The sequence below is a fragment of the Streptomyces lydicus genome, assembly GCF_004125265.1.
GTDB lineage: Bacteria > Actinomycetota > Actinomycetes > Streptomycetales > Streptomycetaceae > Streptomyces > Streptomyces lydicus_C.
This window is the reverse complement of record NZ_RDTE01000003.1, coordinates 6,341,015-6,359,516: the sequence shown is the minus strand read 5'-3', so window position 1 is coordinate 6,359,516 and position 18,502 is coordinate 6,341,015. Positions and strand designations below refer to the sequence as shown.

Here is an 18,502-nt window from a genome sequence, read left to right as displayed (position 1 = left end):
GCCGGAGTGACGCGCGTAGCTTCGGCAGACGCCCCCGAGGTGTCCGGAAGGGGGACGGGCGGGCAACCGCCCGCATACGATGAGCCACATGGGTGATGTGCTGGCCGGTTTTCATGCCGTCTGGGAGTTCGACACGGACTCCGTACTCATCCGCTTCGAACGGGGGATCCGCAGGCCGAAGCTGTTCCAGGCGCTCGGCGAGCGACGCATTCCGTACGAGGCGCTGAGCTCCGTCGAGGTGACCGGAGGCAGACGCGGCACGGTGGTGCTGCACGCCGTGCCCCGGACCGGCGCCGATCCGTTGATGGAGGCGGCGGACGGACAGCTCAAGGAGGACGCCGATCCGTACCGGCTGGTGCTGCCGGCCGAGCGGGAGACGCTGGCCGAGTACTACGCCGACGAGCTGCGCACGGTGCTCGGCCCCGATGCGAAGGAGCCCGCCGACCGCCACCTGGTGGCCGCCCCGGAGCCGCCGCTGCACTTCAAGGCGTACGACGGCAAGGCGTCCTTCGACGGCCGTTCGGTCGCCTTCCGGTGGTTCTGGACCGGTGCGTCCTCGGCGAAGTGGAAGTGCGGCGACCAGACCTTCCCGGTCGGCGAACTGGCCGGCGTGGAGTGGCGGTCGCCGGAGATCCTCAACGGCTATCTGCGTCTGCTGGAGCGCGGTGCCCGTGAGCCGGGAACGGGCGAGCCGGACCAGGATCCGGCCGCGGTGGTGTTCGGGCTGGGGTACGGCCCCGTTCACGAGTCGCTGCCGTTCGCGGCCTCGGTGCTGCAGGCCGTACGCGCCGCCGAGCCGTCGTCGGAGACGGCGGAGAGCGAACCGCGCCGCCGGACCGGGGACGCGCGCCGGGACCCCGCAGACATCGCGGACCGGATACGGCACCTCGGCGAGCTCCACGGGGCCGGCCTGCTCACCGACGACGAGTTCAGCACGAAGAAGGCCGAGCTGCTGGCGGAGTTGTAGCGGCTCCGGGGGCCGCGGGTTCAAGGGCTGCTGCAGTGGCTCCGGGGGACTCCAGGGGTTCAGAAGCTCCGGGTGCTCGCGGGCGCCCCCGCGCGGCCCGGGGTGCGCCTCAGGGGCCGGACCCTGAGGCGGCATCCGGTGGCTCATACCGTGGTAGGGGGTGGAAGTCCGGCCCCTGGTATGACGCCACGGCCGCCGTGCTCCGCTTGGATGGAGGGCGCGATGATCCGACCCTCTTTCCTCCCCGCACCCGGGCCCGCCCGTCGAGGGGTGCTGCGCGCCGTACGGCAGGCACTGCGCCTCCTCGCCGTCGAGCTCGGCACACCGACCGAACCCCGCACCCCGCTGTTCGGCGGCGTGAAGAGTGCCTGGCTGCGCCGGCTGCCGTATGCGGTCGCGTTCGTGTTCGCGGTGTCCCTGCTGCCGACGACCATCACCCTCCTCAGCCACGACTACGGCCTGGACGGCGGACTGTCCGGCGCACTGGCCACCGCGCAGGTCGCGCCGCTGCTGCTCGCGGTGACCCGACCGCTGCAGGCCTGGTGGGTGATCTTCGCGGCGGACATCGCCTGCGCCCTGGCGCTCATCCACGCGGACGGCGTCGCGGACCGTTCCTGGCCCTGGCCGCCCACGGCGATCGTCGGCTATCTCGCGCTGATGGTGGCGCTGTCGCTGCGCGAGCGCGGCCGCACCCTGATAGCCGTCTGGCTGACGACCGGCCTGGCGGGCATCCTCTCCGAAGCGGTCACCCCGGTCACCCCGGTCACTCCGGACGCCCCGGGCCGGATCACCAACACCTGGGTGCTGCTGTTCGTGCTGACCGGAGTGGTGCTGATGATGGGTGCCACGCTGCGGGAACGCGGCGACGCCCGGCGGAAGTTGATCGAGCAGGAGACCATCAGCGAGGCCGAGCGGGCCCGGCGGACGCTGCTGGAGGAGCGCACCCGTATCGCCCGCGAGCTGCACGATGTCGTCGCCCACCACATGTCGGTGATCACGGTCCAGGCCGACAGCGCCCCGTACCGCATCAGTGGGATACCCCGGGAGGCCGAGGAGGAGTTCGGGTCGATCGCAGCGACCGCACGGGAGTCCCTGGTGGAGATGCGCCGGCTGCTCGGGGTGCTGCGCAGCGAGGAGGCGGAGCGGCACGGCGGCCCGGAGAAGACCCCGCAGCCCGGTATCGGCATGCTGCCGAAGCTGGTCGAGGGGACCGTACGGGCCGGTGTGCCGGTGGAGTTGTCGCTGCCCGGGGACCGAATACCGCTGGAGCCGGCGGTGGATCTGTCGGCCTACCGCATCGTGCAGGAAGCGCTGGCCAATGTCGTACGGCACGCCCCGGGCGCACCGACCCGGGTGTCGGTGACGACGACGGCGGACGGCTCCCGGCTGACCGTTCTCGTCGTCAACTCCCCGCCGCCCGCGCCGTCCGCGTCCGCCGCGCCGCTGGAGTCCGACGGCACCGGCCACGGCCTCATCGGCATGCGGGAGCGGGTGCGGCTGGTGGACGGTTCGCTCGACACCGGGCCGCTGCCCGACGGCGGGTTCCGGGTGGCCGCGCAGCTCCCCCTTTCGCCGCCGCCCGCCCCGGCGGTACCTCTTTCACCAAAGGATTCCGGCTCCCTATGACCACCCGCGTGATCATCGTCGACGACCAGGCCATGGTGCGTGCGGGCTTCGCCGCGCTGCTCGCCGCGCAGAACGGTATCGAGGTGGTGGGCGATGCGCCGGACGGTGTACAGGGAGTGGAGCTGAGCCGCCGGACGCACCCCGATGTGGTGCTGATGGATGTCCGGATGCCGGAGATGGACGGCCTGGAGGCGGCCCGGCAGCTGCTCGGTCCGCCCCCCGGTGTGCTGCACCGCCCGAAGGTGCTGATGCTGACCACCTTCGATGTCGACGACTACGTCTACGAGGCACTGCGGGCGGGGGCGTCCGGCTTCCTGCTCAAGGACGCGCCGCCGGGTGATCTGATCTCCGCGGTCCGGGTCGTGGCGGCCGGAGAGGCTCTTCTCGCCCCGTCCGTGACCCGGCGGCTGATAGCCGATTTCGCCCGCCGGCGGCCCGCGCCGCGCAAGGGCCGGGCGGCGCTGCAGCTGAAGGGCCTCACCCCGCGCGAGACGGAGGTCCTGGAGCTGATCGCCCGCGGTCTGTCGAACCAGGAGATCGCCGCCGCGCTGATCGTCGCCGAGCAGACCGTGAAGACCCATGTCAGCCGGGTGCTCGCCAAGTTGGCGCTGCGGGACCGCGCCCAGGCCGTGATCTTCGCGTACGAGTCGGGGCTGGTCACGCCCGGGGAGCAGTAGCGGGGCCGGGAGCAGCGGCGGCCGGGGAGGGTTCCCGGGCGTGCCCTTCCGTGCCGCCCCCTCCTTGAGGACGAGGGGGCACCCCTCCCCCCTACCGGGGTATCACCCGGCAGTTGGCTCCGCGGTATGACGCCGCGTCATACGCCCTCTTCCTACGTTTCCCTCCGCCACACCAACGGGAGAGGGAGACACCACCATGTCCAGGCTGCGAACCGTCACTCGACGCGGCCGGCGCACGCTCCTCGGCGCCGCGCTCGCGCTGGCCGTGGCCGCCGGCACCGGCGGCTGGGCGGCCGGCACCGCACAGAGCGCCGTCACGGGCCCGGCGCCCGGCGCCGCCGCCTGGCGTGCCGACCGCTCCCTCGGCGTCCGGCTGCCGGACCCGGCGACCGCGCGGCCCGCCGAGGTCACCCGCTTCTTCGCCTCGCTGACCGGCGGCCGGCGGCAGGCCCTGGTGGCCCGGCACCCGCTCACCGCCGGCAATCTCGACGGGATACCCCCCGCCGTGCGGTACGCGGCCAACTCCCGTGCACTGAGGGCGGAACGGGACCGCCAACTGGCCCGCGCCACCGATCCGGCCGGCACCCTCCAGGAGCACCGGCAGGCCAGGAAGGCGGCCGCCCGCTGCGCCTCGCTGCTCTCCCCCGGCCGTCACATCCTCGCCTACGATCCGCGCGGCAGAGGGCAAGTGGCCGAGGTGTACGGCGACTTGGCCACCGCCGCGCGCACCGCCGTGATCGTGCCGGGCTCGGACATCGACCTGGCCTCCTTCGACCGCGACCACGATCCGTACGGCACACCGGCGGGCATGGCCAGGTCGCTGCGGGCCCGGCTGGCCGCCGACGCACCCCGGACCCGTACCGCGGTCATCGCCTGGGCCGGGTACACCACGCCGGTCGGCATCGGCCCGGACGCCATGACCGGCCGGCTCGCCGATGCCGGAGCGCCGCGACTGGCCCGGTTGCTGTCCGGGCTGGCCGCCGTGGGGGCCCCGGCCCCGGCCGTGCTGTGCCACAGCTACGGCTCGGTGGTCTGCGGGCGAGCCGCCTCGCGGCCGGCCCACGGCAACATCGCCGACCTGGTGTTCTTCGGCTCCCCCGGCATCCGCCGGGACAACGTGGCGCAGCTGCACACCTCGGCCGGGGTCTGGGCGGCGCGGGACACGTCCGACTGGATCGGCGACGTCCCGAACGTCGAACTGTTCGGCCTGGGCCACGGCACCGACCCCACCGACCCGGCCTTCGGCGCCCGCCGGGTCTCCGCCGTGCGGGCCGTGGGGCACACCGGCTATCTCGCCCCCGGTACGGACTCCCTGCGGAACTTCGCGGCCATCGTGCTGGGCCACTACGGCGCGGTGCGCTGACGCCGGGGCGCCCGTACCACCGGCCGCCTGGCGCCCGGACCGCCGGAGCGCCAACTCACCGGCCCGCCTGGCGCCCGCGCTCCGCCGCACCTCAACCCTTCGGCCCCACCACTCAAGGACGCCTCATGCCCCTCACCCTGCTCACACCTCTCAGAGACGCCGCCTCCCAAACGGTCCGCACCATCGAGGACCGCACACCGGCGGACCGCGACCGCACCCTCGACGGGCTGCGCGCGCTGGCCCTGCTCGCCGTACCCCTCGGCCACTGGCTGCTCGGGGGATTCACCCGCGACGCCGACGGCGCACTGCACAACACCAGCCCGCTGACCACCTTCGGCGCGCTCGCGCCCGCCAGTTGGGTGCTGCAGATGCTGGGCATCTTCTTCCTGGTCGGCGGCCATGCGTCGGTGCGCTCCCTGCGGCGCGCCACCGGGCGGGGCGAGTTTGCCGGCGCCTGGCTGCGCGGCCGGATCCTCCGGCTGGGCCGCCCGGTGCTCGGAGTGACGGCCGTGTGGGCGGTGCTGCTCCCCGTCCTGTACGGCCTGGGGGTGCCGGAGGCGACGCTGCGGACCGGGGCGACGCTGGTGATCCAGCCGCTCTGGTTCGTGGGCGTGTATGCGGCGGTCACCGCGCTCACGCCGTACTGCCTGCGGGCCGCCCGGCGGTGGGGCGCCTGGGCCGCGGCACCCCTGGCGGCCGTCGTGGCAACGGTGGACTTCCTGCGCTACGGGCCCCTTGCCGAGGTCATGCCGGGCTGGCTCTGCCTGCTCAATCTCCTGCCCGGCTGGCTGTTCGCCTATCAGCTCGGGGTGTCCTGGGGCGAGCGGCGGCTCGGCGGGCGCACCGCCTGGTCGCTGCTGCTCGGGGGCACCGCACTGTTCGCCGCGCTGCTGCTGTTCTTCCACTACCCGCTGAGCATGGTCGGCGTCCCCGGTCAGGACCGTACGAACTCCCACCCGCCGTCGCTGCTGGTCCTGGCGCTGGCGGCGGCCCAGTCCGGCGCCGCCGTGCTGCTCCGTGACCGGCTCGCCCGTCTCCTGCGCCGGCCTGCCCTGTGGGCGCCGGTCACCCTCGTCAACCTCTCGGCGATGACGGTCCTGTGCTGGCATCAGACGGCGATGCTCTCGGCGGCCGTTCCCGCGTCCTTCCTGGGCGAGATCCCCGGACTGACCACGCCGCCCGACACCCCCGGCTGGATCCTCGTCCGGCTGGCCTGGCTGCCGGTGTTCGGCGTGGCACTGCTCCTCATCGGGCGCACCACCCGCCGCTTCGAGGCGCCGTGGACCGGTGTCACCCGGGCCCGCCGGGCTGCCGCGGCGCTCCTGGCCGCCGGGTTCGCCGCCTTTGCCCTGGGGCTGGCCTGAGCATTCGGCCGGGCGGCGGGCCCGGAGTACGGAGAACCGCACCGCCGGCCCCGCCCCGCGGGCCTTACGTCTGCCCCGCGGGCCTTACGACCGTCCCTCCGGGGTGTGCGACATGTCGGCGTACCGCGCCCCCGCGACCTGTCCGGCGATCGGCTCCAGCAGCGCCAGGTCCTGCTCGGTCAGCGTGATCCGGGTGGCCCCGGTGTTCTCCTCGATGCGGCTGCGCTTACGGGTGCCGGGGATCGGCACGACGGCGATCTGGCGGGCCGTGGCCTGGTGCTGCACCCAGGCCAGCGCGATCTGGCCGGGCGTTGCGCCATGGGCGTCGGCGATCGTGCGGACCGGCTCCAGCAGCGCGGCGTTGGCGGTGGCGTTGTCGCCGGTGAAGCGCGGCTGGGTCCGCCGGAAGTCGTCCTTGGTCAGCTCCTTGTCGGCGCTGACGAACGCACCGGTGAGGAAGCCCCGGCCGAGCGGCGAGTACGGGACGACGGCGACCCCGAGCTCGGCCGCGGCCTGCACCACGCCGTCCTCGATGTCCCGGCTGAACAGCGACCACTCGGACTGCAGGGCCGCGATCGGGTGCACGGCCTGCGCCGCGCGCAGCTCGGAGGCGGTCACCTCGCTCAGCCCCAGGTGCTTGACCTTGCCTTCGGCCACCAGCTCGGCCATCGCGCCGACCGACTCCTCCAGGGGGACGTCCGCCGTGCGCCGGTGCATGTAATACAGGTCGATTTCGTCGATGCCCAGGCGTTTCAGGCTGCCCTCGACGGCCTGGCGGATGTATGGCCGGTCGTTGCGGATGACGCGCTTGGACCGGTCGTCCGGATGATCCGGGTCGGCGGCTATCGCGAACTTGGTGGCCACCACGACCTCGTCGCGGTGCGCCTGGATGAACGGGGCGATGAACTTCTCGTTCTCCCCCAGGCCGTACATGTCGGCCGTGTCGAAGAGCGTCACGCCCAGCTCCAGGGCCCGCTCCAGCGTGGCCCGCGCCTCGTCGGCGTCCGTCGGGCCGTAGGCGAAGCTCATGCCCATGCAGCCGAGGCCCTGTACCCCGACCCGCGGTCCGCCGGTGCCCAGCTCGACCGTCTCGATCTTGTTGCTACCCATGAAGCCCTCAGAACCTCTCGGACGCCCGGCGGGCGTCGGCGTAGATGTCGATCTTGTGGTCGAGGACGTCCAGCGTGCTCTGCAGCTCGGCTATCCGCTGTCGTACGTCCTCGCGGTGCGCCGTCAGCAGCTCCTCGCGCTCGGCGAAGGTGCACTCCCCGGCCCGCACCAGCTCGGCGTAGCGGACCATGTCCGCGACCGGCATGCCGGTCAGCCGCAGCCGGCCCACCAGGCTCAGCCAGTCCAGATCGCGGTTGGTGAAGCGCCGCTGCCCGGTGTGGGTGCGGTCCACATGCGGCATCAGGCCGATGCGCTCGTACCAGCGCAGGGTGTGCGCGCTGAGGCCGGTGTGTGCCGCCACCTCGCTGATCGTGTACCGGTCCCGGCCGGCGGGCCGCGGGTGGGTGGACGTCGGGGCGCACTTGCGCGGCCTCGCCGGCAGCCTCCCGGCCGTGGCCCCGCTCGTGACCGGTTCGCTCTGCGTTACCGTCATGCCCCGTCTCCCCTGGATCGCCGGTTGTCTCCGGCCCTTTCGCCGGATGCCTCTCGACGTCCTCAACGCTAGAGACTTCGAGTGCACTCCAGGCAAGTGCGGATCACCGGCAGACTTGACCGGGATTTGAGGACGCGGGGACCTCCCGGACAGGGCGGAGGGGACACCGCCTAGGCTCGTGGGCATGCAGAGCCTGCGGATGATCGAGAACTGGCCGGTGCCCACCGCCGCGGCCGCCGTCGTACGAGCCGATGGGTCGGTGGCCGGATCCCACGGCCCCCAGGAGCACCGCTTCCCGCTGGCGTCCGTCACCAAGCCGCTGGCCGCGTACGCCGCTCTGCTGGCCGTCGAGGAGGGCGCCGTCGAGCTGGACGAACCGGCCGGACCCGAGGGGTCCACGGTCCGTCATCTCCTCGCCCACACCTCGGGGCTGGCCTTCGACGAGCAGCGCACGATGGCCGAGCCGGGCACCCGCCGGCTCTACTCCAACGCGGGTTTCGAGGCGCTGGGCGACCACATCGCCAAGGCGACGGACATCCCCTTCCCGCAGTATCTGCACGAGGCGGTGCTCGCACCGCTCGGGATGACCGCGACGGAACTGCCCGGCTCGCCCGCCAAGGACGGCGTCTCCACCGTCGCCGACCTGGCCCGGTTCGCCGCCGAGCTGCAGGCGCCGCGGCTGCTCGCCCCGCAGACGCTCGCGGAGGCGACGCAGGTGGCCTTCCCCGGCCTGACGGGGGTGCTGCCGGGCTACGGCCACCAGAAGCCCAATGACTGGGGACTGGGCTTCGAGATCCGCGACGGCAAGTCACCGCACTGGACGGGCAGCGCGTCCTCGCCCCGCACCTTCGGGCATTTCGGCCAGGCCGGGACGTTCCTGTGGGTGGACCCGGACGCGCGCGCGGCGTGTGTGGCGCTGGCCGACCGGGCCTTCGGGCCGTGGGCCGTCGAGGCCTGGCCGCCGCTGACCGACGCGGTGCTGGCCGAGCTGGCGCAGACCGCCTGACAGGGCGGCGCGGGCGGCACGGCCCGGTACGGGGCGGACAGGACGCCCGGTCACGGACGGCGCGACACACCGACGTGACGCGCCACCGGCTCCGGTCCCACCGCCGACTCCAGGCCCGCCACCGACTCCGGGCAAAGCCGCCGCCCTCACCCGTACGCCGGCTCCTCCCCCATCTCCCACACCAGGCACTCCGCCGCCGTCAGCCCCCGCAGCTCCACGCCCGCCCCGTCGGTGATCCGCGCCGCGTCGCCGGCCTCCAGGCACTCCGCACCGGCCCGTACGGCGCCGCGCACCACCTGCACATACGCCCGTGCGGCATCCGGGACCGCGGTGCGCTCGCCCTCGGCGAGGCGGCGCAGATGCAGCAGGGCCCCGGCCCGCGGGACGGCGTACGGGGTGCCGTCGGCGATACCGCGCACCACCTCGTACGACGGCTCGCCGCCGAATTCCCGCGGCGCCAGCCACATCTGGACGAAGCGCAGCGGCCGCGCGCCGTCGTTGCGCTCCACATGCCGTACGCCGCCGGCCGAGCTGAGCCGCTGGAGATCACCGGGGCGTACGGTGGTCTCGTGGCCGGCCGAGTCGCGGTGGGTCAGCTCGCCCTCGACCACCCAGGTCACGATCTCCGTGTCGCGGTGCGGGTGCTCGTCGAATCCGGCGCCCGGCGCCAGCCGCTCCTCGTTGCAGGCGATCAGCGCGCCGAAGCGCAGATTGTCCGGGTCGAAATGGGGCCCGAAGGAGAACGCGTGCAGCGACTCGATCCCGGCCTCCGCGTCCCCGCCCGGATACCGTTCATGGCCTCTGCGCACCTGAATCATGGGCCCACCGTAGCCCCGCCCCCGCACCCTCCCGCCCCGATAGTGCAGGCTTGTCCCGTGTCTGAACCCGCATCGCGCGACGCGCACCCGCACTCCGCCACCCTCCGGCGCCTGGAGAATTCCTCCGGCAAACTGGCGGCCGCGGCCATCGCCCGCATGGACGCCACCCTGCCGTGGTACCGCGCGATGCCCCCGGAGAACCGCTCCTGGATCGGCCTGGTGGCACAGGCCGGTATCGCCGCGTTCACCGAGTGGTTCCGGCATCCGGAGACCCCCCAGGCGATCAGCACCGATGTCTTCGGCACGGCGCCGCGCGAGCTGACCCGGGCGATCACCCTGCGGCAGACCGTGGAGATGGTGCGGACCACCATCGAGGTCATGGAATCCGCGATCGACGAGGTCGCGGCCCCGGGCGACGAGTCCGTGCTGCGCGAGGCGCTGCTGGTCTACGCCCGGGAGATCGCCTTCGCCACCGCCCAGGTCTACGCCCAGGCCGCCGAGGCCCGCGGCGCGTGGGACGCCCGGCTGGAGTCGCTGGTGGTCAACGCGGTGCTGTCGGGCGAGGCGGACGAGGGCGCGGTCTCCCGCGCCGCGGCGCTGGGCTGGAACTCCCCCGAGCATGTGTGCGTGGTGCTGGGCACCGCCCCCGACGGGGACAGCGAACTGACCGTGGAAGCGATCCGGCGGGCCGCCCGGCACGCCAAGCTCCAGGTGCTGACCGGTGTGCTGGGCTCCCGCCTGGTGGTGATCGCGGGCGGCTCGGACAACCCGCTGAAGGCTGCGAAGGCGCTGATCGGCCCGTATGCCGCAGGTGCCGTGGTGGCCGGTCCGGTGGTCTCCGACCTGCTGGCCGCGACCCGCTCGGCGCAGGCCGCGGCGGCCGGCCTGCGGGCGTGCGCCGCCTGGCCCGACGCGCCGCGGCCGGTACTCGCCGACGATCTGCTGCCGGAGCGCGCGATGGCCTCGGACCCGGTCGCCCGCGACCAGCTGGTGGAGGAGATCTACAGACCGCTGGAGGAAGCGGGCTCGGCACTCCTGGAGACACTGAGCGTCTATCTGGAGCAGGCGAGCAGCCTGGAGGGCGCCGCCCGGATGCTGTTCGTGCACCCCAACACCGTGCGCTATCGGCTGCGACGTGTGACGGACGTCACCGGATGGTCACCCTCCGATGTGCGCTCGGCGTTCACCCTCCGTATCGCGTTGATTCTGGGGCGCCTGGCTGACGGTGAGGCCCAACCCTAGACTTTTGTCGGACACCAACAATTCCCCCGATGGTTCTTCGTCCTTGTCCCCACGGGCGGGCGGAACCACCCACAAGAGAGAGTGTGAGGGTGCTCGTACTCGTCGCTCCCGGCCAAGGCGCTCAGACGCCCGGCTTCCTGACTCCCTGGCTCGACCTCCCCGGTGTCGAGGACCGGCTCCGTGCCTGGTCGGACGCCATCGACCTGGACCTGGTCCACTACGGCACCAAGGCGGACGAGGAGGAGATCCGCGACACCGCGGTGGCGCAGCCGCTGCTGGTGGCCTCCGCCCTGGTCTCCGCCCGGCAGCTGTTCGCGACGGCCGACGACGTCGCCGCGCAGGTCGGCGCGGCGGCCGGCCACAGCGTCGGTGAGCTCGCCGCCGCCGCGCTGACCGGCGCGATCTGTGACGAGGCCGCGATGATGCTGGTGCGCCGGCGCGGCCAGGCGATGGCCGAGGCCGCCGCCGTCACCGAGACCGGTATGGCCGCACTGCTGGGCGGCGACGAGGCCGTCGTCATCCCGCATCTGGAGCAGTTGGGCCTGACCCCGGCGAATGTGAACGGCGCCGGACAGATCGTCGCCGCGGGCACCACCGAGCAGATCGCCGCACTGGTCGAGAACAAGCCGGAGGGCACTCGCCGGGTCGTACCGCTGAAGGTGGCCGGCGCGTTCCATACTCACCACATGGCACCCGCTGTCTCGGCTCTGGAATCGGCGACCACCCAGGTGTCGGTCGCCGATCCGCACACGCGCTACGTCTCCAACAAGGACGGGCGGCTGGTCTCCGACGGCCGGGAACTGGTGCAGCGGCTGGTGGGCCAGGTGGCCAACCCCGTGCGCTGGGACCAGTGCATGGAGACCTTCAAGGAGCTCGGGGTCACCACGCTCATCGAGGCGGCTCCCGGCGGCACGCTCACCGGTCTGGCCAAGCGCGCGCTGCCCGGCGTGCGCACCCTCGCCCTCAAGACGCCCGACGACCTCGACGCGGCCCGCACGCTGATCGCCGGACACGCCGACAACGCTGCACCGGCCGAATAGGAGTCCGAAGCGCATGACCTCGAAGATCAAGCCCTCGAAGGGCGCCCCGTACGCGCGGATCATGGGTGTCGGCGGCTACCGCCCGACCCGTGTCGTGCCCAACGAGGAGATCCTCCAGCACATCGACTCGTCCGACGAGTGGATCCGCTCGCGGTCCGGTATCGCGACCCGCCACTGGGCGGGTCCGGACGAGACCGTCGCGACCATGTCGGTCGAGGCGTCGGGCAAGGCGATCGCCGACGCGGGCATCACGCCCGGGCAGATCGGCGCCGTGATCGTCTCCACCGTCTCGCACTTCAAGCAGACTCCGGCCATCGCGACCGAGATCGCGCACCGCATCGGTGCCGGCAAGCCGGCCGCGTTCGACATCTCCGCGGGCTGTGCGGGCTTCGGCTACGGCCTGACCCTGGCCAAGGGCCTGGTGACCGAGGGCTCGGCGGAGTACGTCCTGGTCCTCGGCGTCGAGCGGCTTTCCGACCTCACCGACCTGGAGGACCGCGCGACGGCCTTCCTCTTCGGTGACGGCGCCGGCGCGGTGATCGTCGGCCCGGCCAACGAGCCGGAGATCGGCCCGACCGTCTGGGGCTCGGAGGGCGACAAGTCCGAGACCATCAAGCAGACCCTCGGCTGGGACGTCTACCGCCCCACCCCTCTCCCCGGAGGGGACGCCCCCGAGGGCCGCCCGGCTCCGGAGGAGATCCGGTACCCCGCCATCACACAAGAGGGCCAGTCGGTCTTCCGGTGGGCGGTGTTCGAGATGGCGAAGGTCGCCCAGCAGGCGCTGGACGCGGCCGGCGTCAGCCCGGACGACCTGGACGTCTTCATCCCGCACCAGGCCAACATGCGGATCATCGACTCGATGGTGAAGACTCTGAAGCTGCCGGAGAGCGTGACGGTCGCCCGCGATGTGGAGACCACCGGCAACACCTCGGCCGCCTCCATCCCGCTCGCCATGGAGCGGCTGTTGGCGACCGGGCAGGCCAAGAGCGGCGACACCGCGCTGGTCATCGGCTTCGGGGCGGGTCTCGTCTACGCCGCGACGGTCGTTACCCTCCCCTAGGCAGATCTGCGCAGGGCCGTACGTCCCCGGACGTGTCGGCCGTCGCACGGATCCTCACCGCAAGTAACGCAGTTTCCCCATAAAATGACCGAAGGAGCGCCATCATGGCCGCCACTCAGGAAGAGATCGTCGCCGGTCTCGCCGAGATCGTGAACGAGATCGCCGGGATCCCCACCGAGGACGTCCAGGTGGACAAGTCCTTCACCGACGACCTGGACGTCGACTCGCTGTCCATGGTCGAGGTCGTCGTCGCCGCCGAAGAGCGCTTCGACGTGAAGATCCCGGACGACGACGTCAAGAACCTCAAGACGGTCGGCGACGCGACCGAGTACATCCTCAAGCACCAGAGCTGATCCAGCTCCCGCGCATGTCGCCACCCCGCGGTGGCGCCGTCGATTCAGACCCCTCTACCCGTGGAGTAAGAATTCCCGTGAACGCGACCAATCGCACCGTGGTCGTCACCGGTATCGGCGCAACCACACCGCTGGGTGGCGACAGCGCTTCGTCCTGGGAGGCCCTGCTCGCCGGACGTTCCGGTGTCAGCACCCTCGAACAGGACTGGGCCACCGATCTGCCCGTCCGTATCGCCGGGCAGATCGCCGTCGAGCCGTCCGAGATCATTCCCCGTCCGCAGGCCCGCAAGCTGGACCGCTCGGCGCAGTTCGCGCTCGTCGCGGCCCAGGAGGCCTGGAAGGACGCGGGCTTCACCGCCAAGGCCGGCGAGGACACGGCGGTCAACCCCGACCGGCTGGGCGCCGTCATCGCCTCCGGCATCGGCGGTGTGACGACCCTGCTCGACCAGTACGACGTGCTCAAGGAGAAGGGCGTACGCCGCGTCTCCCCGCACACCGTGCCGATGCTGATGCCGAACTCGCCGTCCGCCAACGTCGGCATCGAGTTCAACGCCCGCGCCGGTGTGCACACGCCGGTCTCGGCGTGTGCGTCGGGCGCCGAGGCCATCGGCTACGCGATCGAGATGATCCGCTCGGGCCGCGCCGATGTCGTCGTCGCCGGTGGCACCGAGGCCGCCATCCACCCGCTGCCGATCGTGGCATTCGGCAACATGATGGCGATGTCCAAGAACAACGACGACCCGCAGGGCGCCTCCCGCCCCTGGGACGTCGACCGCAACGGCTTCGTGCTCGGCGAGGGCGCGGGCGTGATCGTCCTGGAGTCCGAGGAGCACGCCAAGGCCCGCGGCGCACGCGTCTACGCGGAGGCCGTCGGCCAGGGCATCTCGGCCGACGCCCACCACATCACGCAGCCCGAGCCGTCCGGCAACGGCATCGCCGCGGCGCTGCAGAACCTGCTCGACAACACCGGCCTCGACCCCGCCGAGATCGCGCACGTCAACGCGCACGCGACCTCGACGCCCGCCGGTGACGTCGGCGAGCTCCGGGCGCTGCGCAAGGCGTTCGGCGACGACGTCGACCACATGGCCATCACCAGCACGAAGTCGATGACCGGCCACCTCCTGGGCGGCGCGGGCGGCATCGAGACGGTGGCCACGGTCCTCGCGCTCAAGAACCGGATCGCCCCGCCGACGATCAACATCGAGCAGCTCGACCCGGAGGTCGACGCGGACATCGTCCGCGGCGAGCCCCGCAAGCTGCCCGCCGAGGGCCGGATCGCGGCCCTGAACGACTCGTTCGGCTTCGGCGGCCACAACGTGGTCCTGGCCTTCCGGACGGTCTGACACACCTGCCGGGGGCCCGTCCGGTGAGGACTTCACCGGACGGGCCCCCGGCGTTTCTCCCGCGGGCCGCTCAGCTCCCGAAGCTCGCGAAGTAGGCGGCCGCGCCGTCCTCTCCGCCGTGGCCCTGCTCCTCGGCCCTCCGGAAGCGTTCGGCACAGGCCTGGGCCAGATCCATGCGCACACCGCCCTCCCCGGCGGCCTCCAGGATCAGCCGGGCATCCTTGCGGGCCGCGGACACCGTGAAGCTCGGCGGGTAGTTCCCGGACAGGATCAGCTCGGATTTCAGCCGCAGATACGGCATGTCGAGCGCGCCGCCGGCGACCGCGCCGAGGAAGTCGCGCGGGTCCACGCCGAGCGCCCTGGCGAGCGCCAGAGACTCACCCGTACCGTTGATGACCGTCAGCACCCAGTTGTTGACGACGAGCTTGAGATGACTCGCCGCCCCGCTCGCCCCGTCCTCGCCGACCCACAGGGTCCGGCTCCCGACGATGCCGAAAAGACGCTCGGCGCGCTCCCTGACGTCCTGCGGTCCTGCCGCCAGGATCGTCAACTCCCCCTTCTCCGCAGGCGCCTTGGTGCCCAGTACGGGGGCGTCCACGAACCGCAGGCGGTGCTGGTCGGCGAAGCGGGCGAGCGACGGGTGGGCTTCGGTGCCCACCGTGCTCGTCTGGAGCCACAGGGCACCGGCGGGCAGCGCGTCGGCGGCCTGCCGCATCGCCTGCAGGACGGCCTCCCCGTCCAGGAGCATCGTGAGGACCACATCGGCGCCGTCGACCGCCTCGGCGGGAGTGCCGGTGACGCGGGCCCCGTCGGAGGCCAGCGGTTCGGCCCTGGCGCGCGTACGGTTCCAGACCCGGACGTCCAGACCGGCCCTGGCGAGGTTGCGGGCCATCGCCGCGCCCATGATTCCGGTGCCGAGCACCGCTACTGACGGGGCGTCGGAAGAGTTGTTGTCGGCCATGACGGCACGCTAGGCCGTGGAGCGCGCTCCAGGGCAACTGCTGCCGCGTGTCGGGACGGCTCCATTGCGGCCCGGGGGGGGGAAGCGCCACGAGGCAGGCGGGGCTTTGCGGACAGGCCCTAGACGACCTGGTGGAGCCAGCGGACCGGGGCGCCCTCGCCCGCGTACCGGAAGGGCTCCAGTTCGTCGTCCCAGGGCTTGCCGAGGAGCTTGTCGACCTCGGCGGCGAGTTCGGTCTCGCCGCGCGCCGAGCGGGCGACCGCGGCGCGCAGCCGGTCCTCGGGGATCAGGATGTCGCCGTGGATGCCCGTGACGGCATGGAAGATGCCCAGGTCGGGGGTGGAGCTGTAGCGCTCGCCCTCGGCGGTGGAGCAGGGCTCCGCGGTCACCTCGAAGCGCAGCAGATGCCAGCCGCGCAGCGCGGAGGCCAGCTTGGAGGCCGTGCCGGCCTCGCCCTGCCACGAGAACTCGGCTCTCCAGGTGCCCGGGGACGCCGGCTGGCGGATCCAGTCGAGATTGACGCGCACACCGAGGACGCCCGCGACGGCCCATTCGACATGCGGGCACAGCGCGCGCGGAGCGGAGTGGACGTACAGAACTCCACGTGTCGTCACCGGGACCTCCAGTGCGGTTCGAGGTTCGCCTTCCCCAGCGGCCTCGTGCCCGTTCCGGTTGCGGCCGGGACAGTTGCCATTCTGCCCCAGTGACCACTTCGGCACCAGCATGCTGGTGACCTACAGTAAACACCATTAGGCGGAATTTGCCGCAAAAGGGACAGGAAATGACGTGATGTAATTTGGTCTGTGCCGACTGCACCAGCCACCTTGGGTCACCGCCCGCCAGGCACGGGGCAAAGCTACCGCGCGGTGGCGGCCCGGGAGTGACGTACCGTCGGTACCCGAAGAGATATCACTCGCACGCCGGAGGGGACAGGGGATGAAGCAGAACGATCGACCTGTTCGCCCCCGGCGCAGCTCCTTCGGCGGCCGCTCCTCACGCACCGTCGCCGCCGCTTCCGCCCTGGTGATCGCCCTCACCGCCTGCAGCGGCGGCGGGCACCCCGGGAAGCCGCACCCCAAGCCGACGCCCGTATGGCACACCGACCCCGGCTCGATCGCGGCGCTCGGGGACTCGATCACGGTCGGTTTCGACGCCTGCACGCTGCTCTCCGAATGCCCCCGGGTCTCCTGGGCCACCGGCACCGACCCCAAGGTCGGCAGCCTCGCCCGACGGCTCGTCAAACACCCCGCCGCCCACAGCTGGAACTTCGCCAGGACCGGTGCGCTGATGAGTGATCTGCCGGACCAGATCACCGCGGCCGTCCACCGCAAACCGGAGTTGGTCACGGTCCTGATCGGCGCCAATGACGCCTGCCGGCGCGACGTCGGGGCGATGACCCCGACGGCCGCCTTCCGCGCCGACTTCGCGCGCTCCATGAAGCGGCTGCGGCGCGCCCTGCCGCACACCCAGGTCTATGTCGCGGCGGTCCCCGACCTGCTGCGGCTGTGGTCCGAGGGGCGCAAGAACCCGCTCGGCAAGCAGGTGTGGAAGCTGGGCATCTGCGGGTCCATGCTGCGCGATCCGGACGATCTGACGAAGGCCGGGCAGGACCGCCGGGCGACGGTGCGGGAACGGGTGATGGCCTACAACTCGGCACTGGCCGGGGTGTGCGGCAAGGATCCGCTGTGCCGCTTCGACAAGTCGGTCTTCGACTACCGTTTCACCGGGCGCCAGTTGAGCACCTGGGACTGGTTCCACCCGGGCACCCGCGGCCAGAAGGAGCTGGCGGCACTGGCGTTCCGGGTGATCACCCGGGCGCAGCCGTAGCGGCCGGGCATAGGCTCACGGGTATGACGACGCAGGTCAGCAGGGAATCCTTCGGCACGCTGGACGACGGCACCCGCGTGGACCGCTGGACCCTGGAGTCGGGGCCGGGCGGGCTGCGGGTCCGCATCCTCACCTACGGCGGGATCGTCCAGACGGTGGAGGCGCCGGACCGGGACGGGGCGCGGGGGCAGTTGGCACTGGGCTTCGCCGGCCTCGCGTCGTATGCCGCGCACGGCGGGTCGTACTTCGGCGCGCTGGTCGGGCGGTACGCCAACCGGATCGCCGGGGCGTCCTTCACGCTCGACGGCGAGGTCCGCACGCTGACGCCGAACGACGGGCGGCACAGCCTGCACGGCGGGCCGTTGGGATTCTCCCGGGTGGTGTGGGAGGCCCGTCAGGTCGACGGGGGTGTGCAGTTGCACCGGGTCAGCCCGGCGGGTGAGGAAGGCTTCCCCGGCGCCCTGGACGTCCGCGTGACGTACACCCTCTCGGGCGGCGCGCTGCGCATCGTCTCGCAGGCGACGACCGACGCACCGACCGTCGTCAACCTCACGAACCACAGCTACCTCAATCTGGGCGGCGACGGCAGCGGCAGCGCCACCGGCCACGAGCTGCGGCTTGCGGCGTCCCGGTACACGCCCGTCGACGGCACCGGCATACCGGTGCCCGGTGCGCCCGCCGACGTCACCGGCACCCGCTTCGACTTCCGGGCGGCGCGTGTGGTGGCGGGTTCCTACGACCACAACTTCGTGCTGGACGGCGGTGTGTGCGCCGTGCCGCGTACGGTCGCGGAGCTGTACGACCGGCGCTCGGGCCGCGTCCTGGAACTGGCCACCACCGAGCCCGGTCTGCAGCTCTACACCGCGGATCACCTCGACGGCACCCTGACCGGCACCTCGGGCGTCCCCTACGGACCGGCGGCCGGTCTGGCCCTGGAAACCCAGCACTTCCCGGACTCGCCGAACCGCCCGGACTTCCCCGGCACGGTGCTGCGGCCCGGCGAGACCTACCGCTCGCAGACCGTTTACGCGTTTTCGGTGCGGCCTCGGGTCTGAGGGCAGACGGCCTCTCGGGCGTGTCCTGGGGCCTGTCCGCAGGCCTGTCCTCGGGCCCCAGGGGTGCGGGAAACCCTTAAGGGCGGGGGCCGGAGAAGGTCATCCTGTGCGCTGACGCGGTGGGGCGGCGGAGCGGGAACGATGAGAAGCGACCGGAGCTCCGGTCCCTTCGTCCGCCGTCTGCCCCGGGAGATCTC

18 protein-coding genes are annotated in these 18,502 nt (G+C 72.3%); 13 read left to right on the top strand and 5 right to left on the bottom strand.

Annotated features, from left to right (window positions below; translation table 11 throughout):
- Positions 1–88 precede the first annotated feature (88 nt).
- The 5 genes from D9V36_RS30530 (at position 89) to D9V36_RS30510 (ending at position 5,997) form a co-directional block, all read left to right on the top strand.
- A complete protein-coding gene (locus D9V36_RS30530; protein ID WP_129296591.1) occupies positions 89–967 on the top strand; it encodes a DUF4429 domain-containing protein in 879 nt (292 codons plus the stop codon).
- A gap of 222 nt (positions 968–1,189) precedes the next feature.
- Complete coding sequence (locus D9V36_RS30525; RefSeq protein WP_241721110.1) at positions 1,190–2,593, top strand: sensor histidine kinase; 1,404 nt, start codon at positions 1,190–1,192, stop codon at positions 2,591–2,593.
- On the top strand, positions 2,590–3,270 hold the full coding sequence (locus D9V36_RS30520; protein ID WP_129296589.1) for a response regulator: 681 nt from the start codon (positions 2,590–2,592) through the stop codon (positions 3,268–3,270). Before D9V36_RS30525 ends, D9V36_RS30520 begins: the two co-directional genes overlap by 4 nt.
- 196 nt (positions 3,271–3,466) lie before the next feature.
- Entirely contained in the window at positions 3,467–4,633 is a 1,167-nt protein-coding gene (locus tag D9V36_RS30515; RefSeq protein ID WP_129296588.1) for an alpha/beta hydrolase, read from the top strand.
- Between the two features lie 125 nt (positions 4,634–4,758).
- Positions 4,759–5,997, top strand: coding sequence for an acyltransferase family protein (locus tag D9V36_RS30510; RefSeq protein ID WP_129296587.1), 1,239 nt, complete (start codon positions 4,759–4,761; stop codon positions 5,995–5,997).
- Between the two features lie 84 nt (positions 5,998–6,081).
- Here D9V36_RS30510 and D9V36_RS30505 read toward each other — a convergent pair whose 3' ends face one another.
- Positions 6,082–7,107, bottom strand: a complete 1,026-nt coding sequence (locus tag D9V36_RS30505) for an aldo/keto reductase (RefSeq protein ID WP_129296586.1) — start codon at positions 7,105–7,107, stop codon at positions 6,082–6,084.
- Between the two features lie 7 nt (positions 7,108–7,114).
- A complete protein-coding gene (locus tag D9V36_RS30500; protein ID WP_129296585.1) occupies positions 7,115–7,600 on the bottom strand; it encodes a MerR family transcriptional regulator in 486 nt (161 codons plus the stop codon).
- Positions 7,601–7,784: 184 nt separating this feature from the next.
- Between D9V36_RS30500 and D9V36_RS30495 the strand changes: the two genes are divergently transcribed.
- The gene (locus tag D9V36_RS30495; RefSeq protein WP_129296584.1) at positions 7,785–8,606 is read left to right on the top strand and encodes a serine hydrolase domain-containing protein; all 822 of its coding nucleotides are present in this window, start codon (positions 7,785–7,787) and stop codon (positions 8,604–8,606) included.
- Between the two features lie 146 nt (positions 8,607–8,752).
- Here D9V36_RS30495 and D9V36_RS30490 read toward each other — a convergent pair whose 3' ends face one another.
- Complete coding sequence (locus D9V36_RS30490; protein ID WP_206739751.1) at positions 8,753–9,424, bottom strand: pirin family protein; 672 nt, start codon at positions 9,422–9,424, stop codon at positions 8,753–8,755.
- Positions 9,425–9,481: 57 nt separating this feature from the next.
- Here D9V36_RS30490 and D9V36_RS30485 point away from each other — a divergent pair, with 57 nt between their 5' ends.
- The 5 genes from D9V36_RS30485 to fabF all read left to right on the top strand — a co-directional run bounded on the left by D9V36_RS30485 (position 9,482) and on the right by fabF (position 14,462).
- The gene (locus D9V36_RS30485) at positions 9,482–10,666 is read left to right on the top strand and encodes a PucR family transcriptional regulator (RefSeq protein WP_129296582.1); all 1,185 of its coding nucleotides are present in this window, start codon (positions 9,482–9,484) and stop codon (positions 10,664–10,666) included.
- A gap of 89 nt (positions 10,667–10,755) precedes the next feature.
- Complete coding sequence (locus tag D9V36_RS30480; protein WP_129296581.1) at positions 10,756–11,706, top strand: ACP S-malonyltransferase; 951 nt, start codon at positions 10,756–10,758, stop codon at positions 11,704–11,706.
- Between the two features lie 13 nt (positions 11,707–11,719).
- The gene (locus D9V36_RS30475) at positions 11,720–12,766 is read left to right on the top strand and encodes a ketoacyl-ACP synthase III (RefSeq protein WP_129296580.1); all 1,047 of its coding nucleotides are present in this window, start codon (positions 11,720–11,722) and stop codon (positions 12,764–12,766) included.
- Positions 12,767–12,870: 104 nt separating this feature from the next.
- Positions 12,871–13,119, top strand: a complete 249-nt coding sequence (locus D9V36_RS30470; RefSeq protein ID WP_030991425.1) for an acyl carrier protein — start codon at positions 12,871–12,873, stop codon at positions 13,117–13,119.
- 77 nt (positions 13,120–13,196) lie between these two features.
- Positions 13,197–14,462: a beta-ketoacyl-ACP synthase II gene (gene fabF / locus D9V36_RS30465; RefSeq protein ID WP_129296579.1), complete on the top strand. Its 1,266-nt coding sequence runs from the start codon at positions 13,197–13,199 to the stop codon at positions 14,460–14,462.
- Between the two features lie 70 nt (positions 14,463–14,532).
- On the opposite strand, the gene D9V36_RS30460 is transcribed toward fabF, so the two are convergent.
- Together D9V36_RS30460 and D9V36_RS30455 are read right to left on the bottom strand one after the other, a co-directional pair.
- The gene (locus D9V36_RS30460) at positions 14,533–15,423 is read right to left on the bottom strand and encodes an NAD(P)-dependent oxidoreductase (protein WP_129296578.1); all 891 of its coding nucleotides are present in this window, start codon (positions 15,421–15,423) and stop codon (positions 14,533–14,535) included.
- Between the two features lie 119 nt (positions 15,424–15,542).
- Positions 15,543–16,037: a DUF3145 domain-containing protein gene (locus D9V36_RS30455; RefSeq protein ID WP_088802014.1), complete on the bottom strand. Its 495-nt coding sequence runs from the start codon at positions 16,035–16,037 to the stop codon at positions 15,543–15,545.
- Between the two features lie 322 nt (positions 16,038–16,359).
- Between D9V36_RS30455 and D9V36_RS30450 the strand changes: the two genes are divergently transcribed.
- Entirely contained in the window at positions 16,360–17,250 is an 891-nt protein-coding gene (locus tag D9V36_RS30450; protein ID WP_129296577.1) for an SGNH/GDSL hydrolase family protein, read from the top strand.
- A gap of 23 nt (positions 17,251–17,273) precedes the next feature.
- Positions 17,274–18,305 (top strand): aldose epimerase family protein, encoded by a 1,032-nt coding sequence (locus D9V36_RS30445; RefSeq protein WP_129296576.1) that lies wholly within the window; start codon positions 17,274–17,276, stop codon positions 18,303–18,305.
- Positions 18,306–18,502: the final 197 nt, after the last annotated feature.

Bases quoted from the DNA above. Each gene is read 5' to 3' on its own strand.
- D9V36_RS30530 (WP_129296591.1), top strand. From the start codon at position 89: ATGGGTGATGTGCTGGCCGGTTTTCATGCCGTCTGGGAGTTCGACACG.
- D9V36_RS30525 (WP_241721110.1), top strand. From the start codon at position 1,190: ATGATCCGACCCTCTTTCCTCCCCGCACCCGGGCCCGCCCGTCGAGGG.
- D9V36_RS30520 (WP_129296589.1), top strand. From the start codon at position 2,590: ATGACCACCCGCGTGATCATCGTCGACGACCAGGCCATGGTGCGTGCG.
- D9V36_RS30515 (WP_129296588.1), top strand. From the start codon at position 3,467: ATGTCCAGGCTGCGAACCGTCACTCGACGCGGCCGGCGCACGCTCCTC.
- D9V36_RS30510 (WP_129296587.1), top strand. From the start codon at position 4,759: ATGCCCCTCACCCTGCTCACACCTCTCAGAGACGCCGCCTCCCAAACG.
- D9V36_RS30505 (WP_129296586.1), bottom strand. From the start codon at position 7,107: ATGGGTAGCAACAAGATCGAGACGGTCGAGCTGGGCACCGGCGGACCG.
- D9V36_RS30500 (WP_129296585.1), bottom strand. From the start codon at position 7,600: ATGACGGTAACGCAGAGCGAACCGGTCACGAGCGGGGCCACGGCCGGG.
- D9V36_RS30495 (WP_129296584.1), top strand. From the start codon at position 7,785: ATGCAGAGCCTGCGGATGATCGAGAACTGGCCGGTGCCCACCGCCGCG.
- D9V36_RS30490 (WP_206739751.1), bottom strand. From the start codon at position 9,424: ATGATTCAGGTGCGCAGAGGCCATGAACGGTATCCGGGCGGGGACGCG.
- D9V36_RS30475 (WP_129296580.1), top strand. From the start codon at position 11,720: ATGACCTCGAAGATCAAGCCCTCGAAGGGCGCCCCGTACGCGCGGATC.
- D9V36_RS30470 (WP_030991425.1), top strand. From the start codon at position 12,871: ATGGCCGCCACTCAGGAAGAGATCGTCGCCGGTCTCGCCGAGATCGTG.
- D9V36_RS30460 (WP_129296578.1), bottom strand. From the start codon at position 15,423: ATGGCCGACAACAACTCTTCCGACGCCCCGTCAGTAGCGGTGCTCGGC.
- D9V36_RS30450 (WP_129296577.1), top strand. From the start codon at position 16,360: ATGAAGCAGAACGATCGACCTGTTCGCCCCCGGCGCAGCTCCTTCGGC.
- D9V36_RS30445 (WP_129296576.1), top strand. From the start codon at position 17,274: ATGACGACGCAGGTCAGCAGGGAATCCTTCGGCACGCTGGACGACGGC.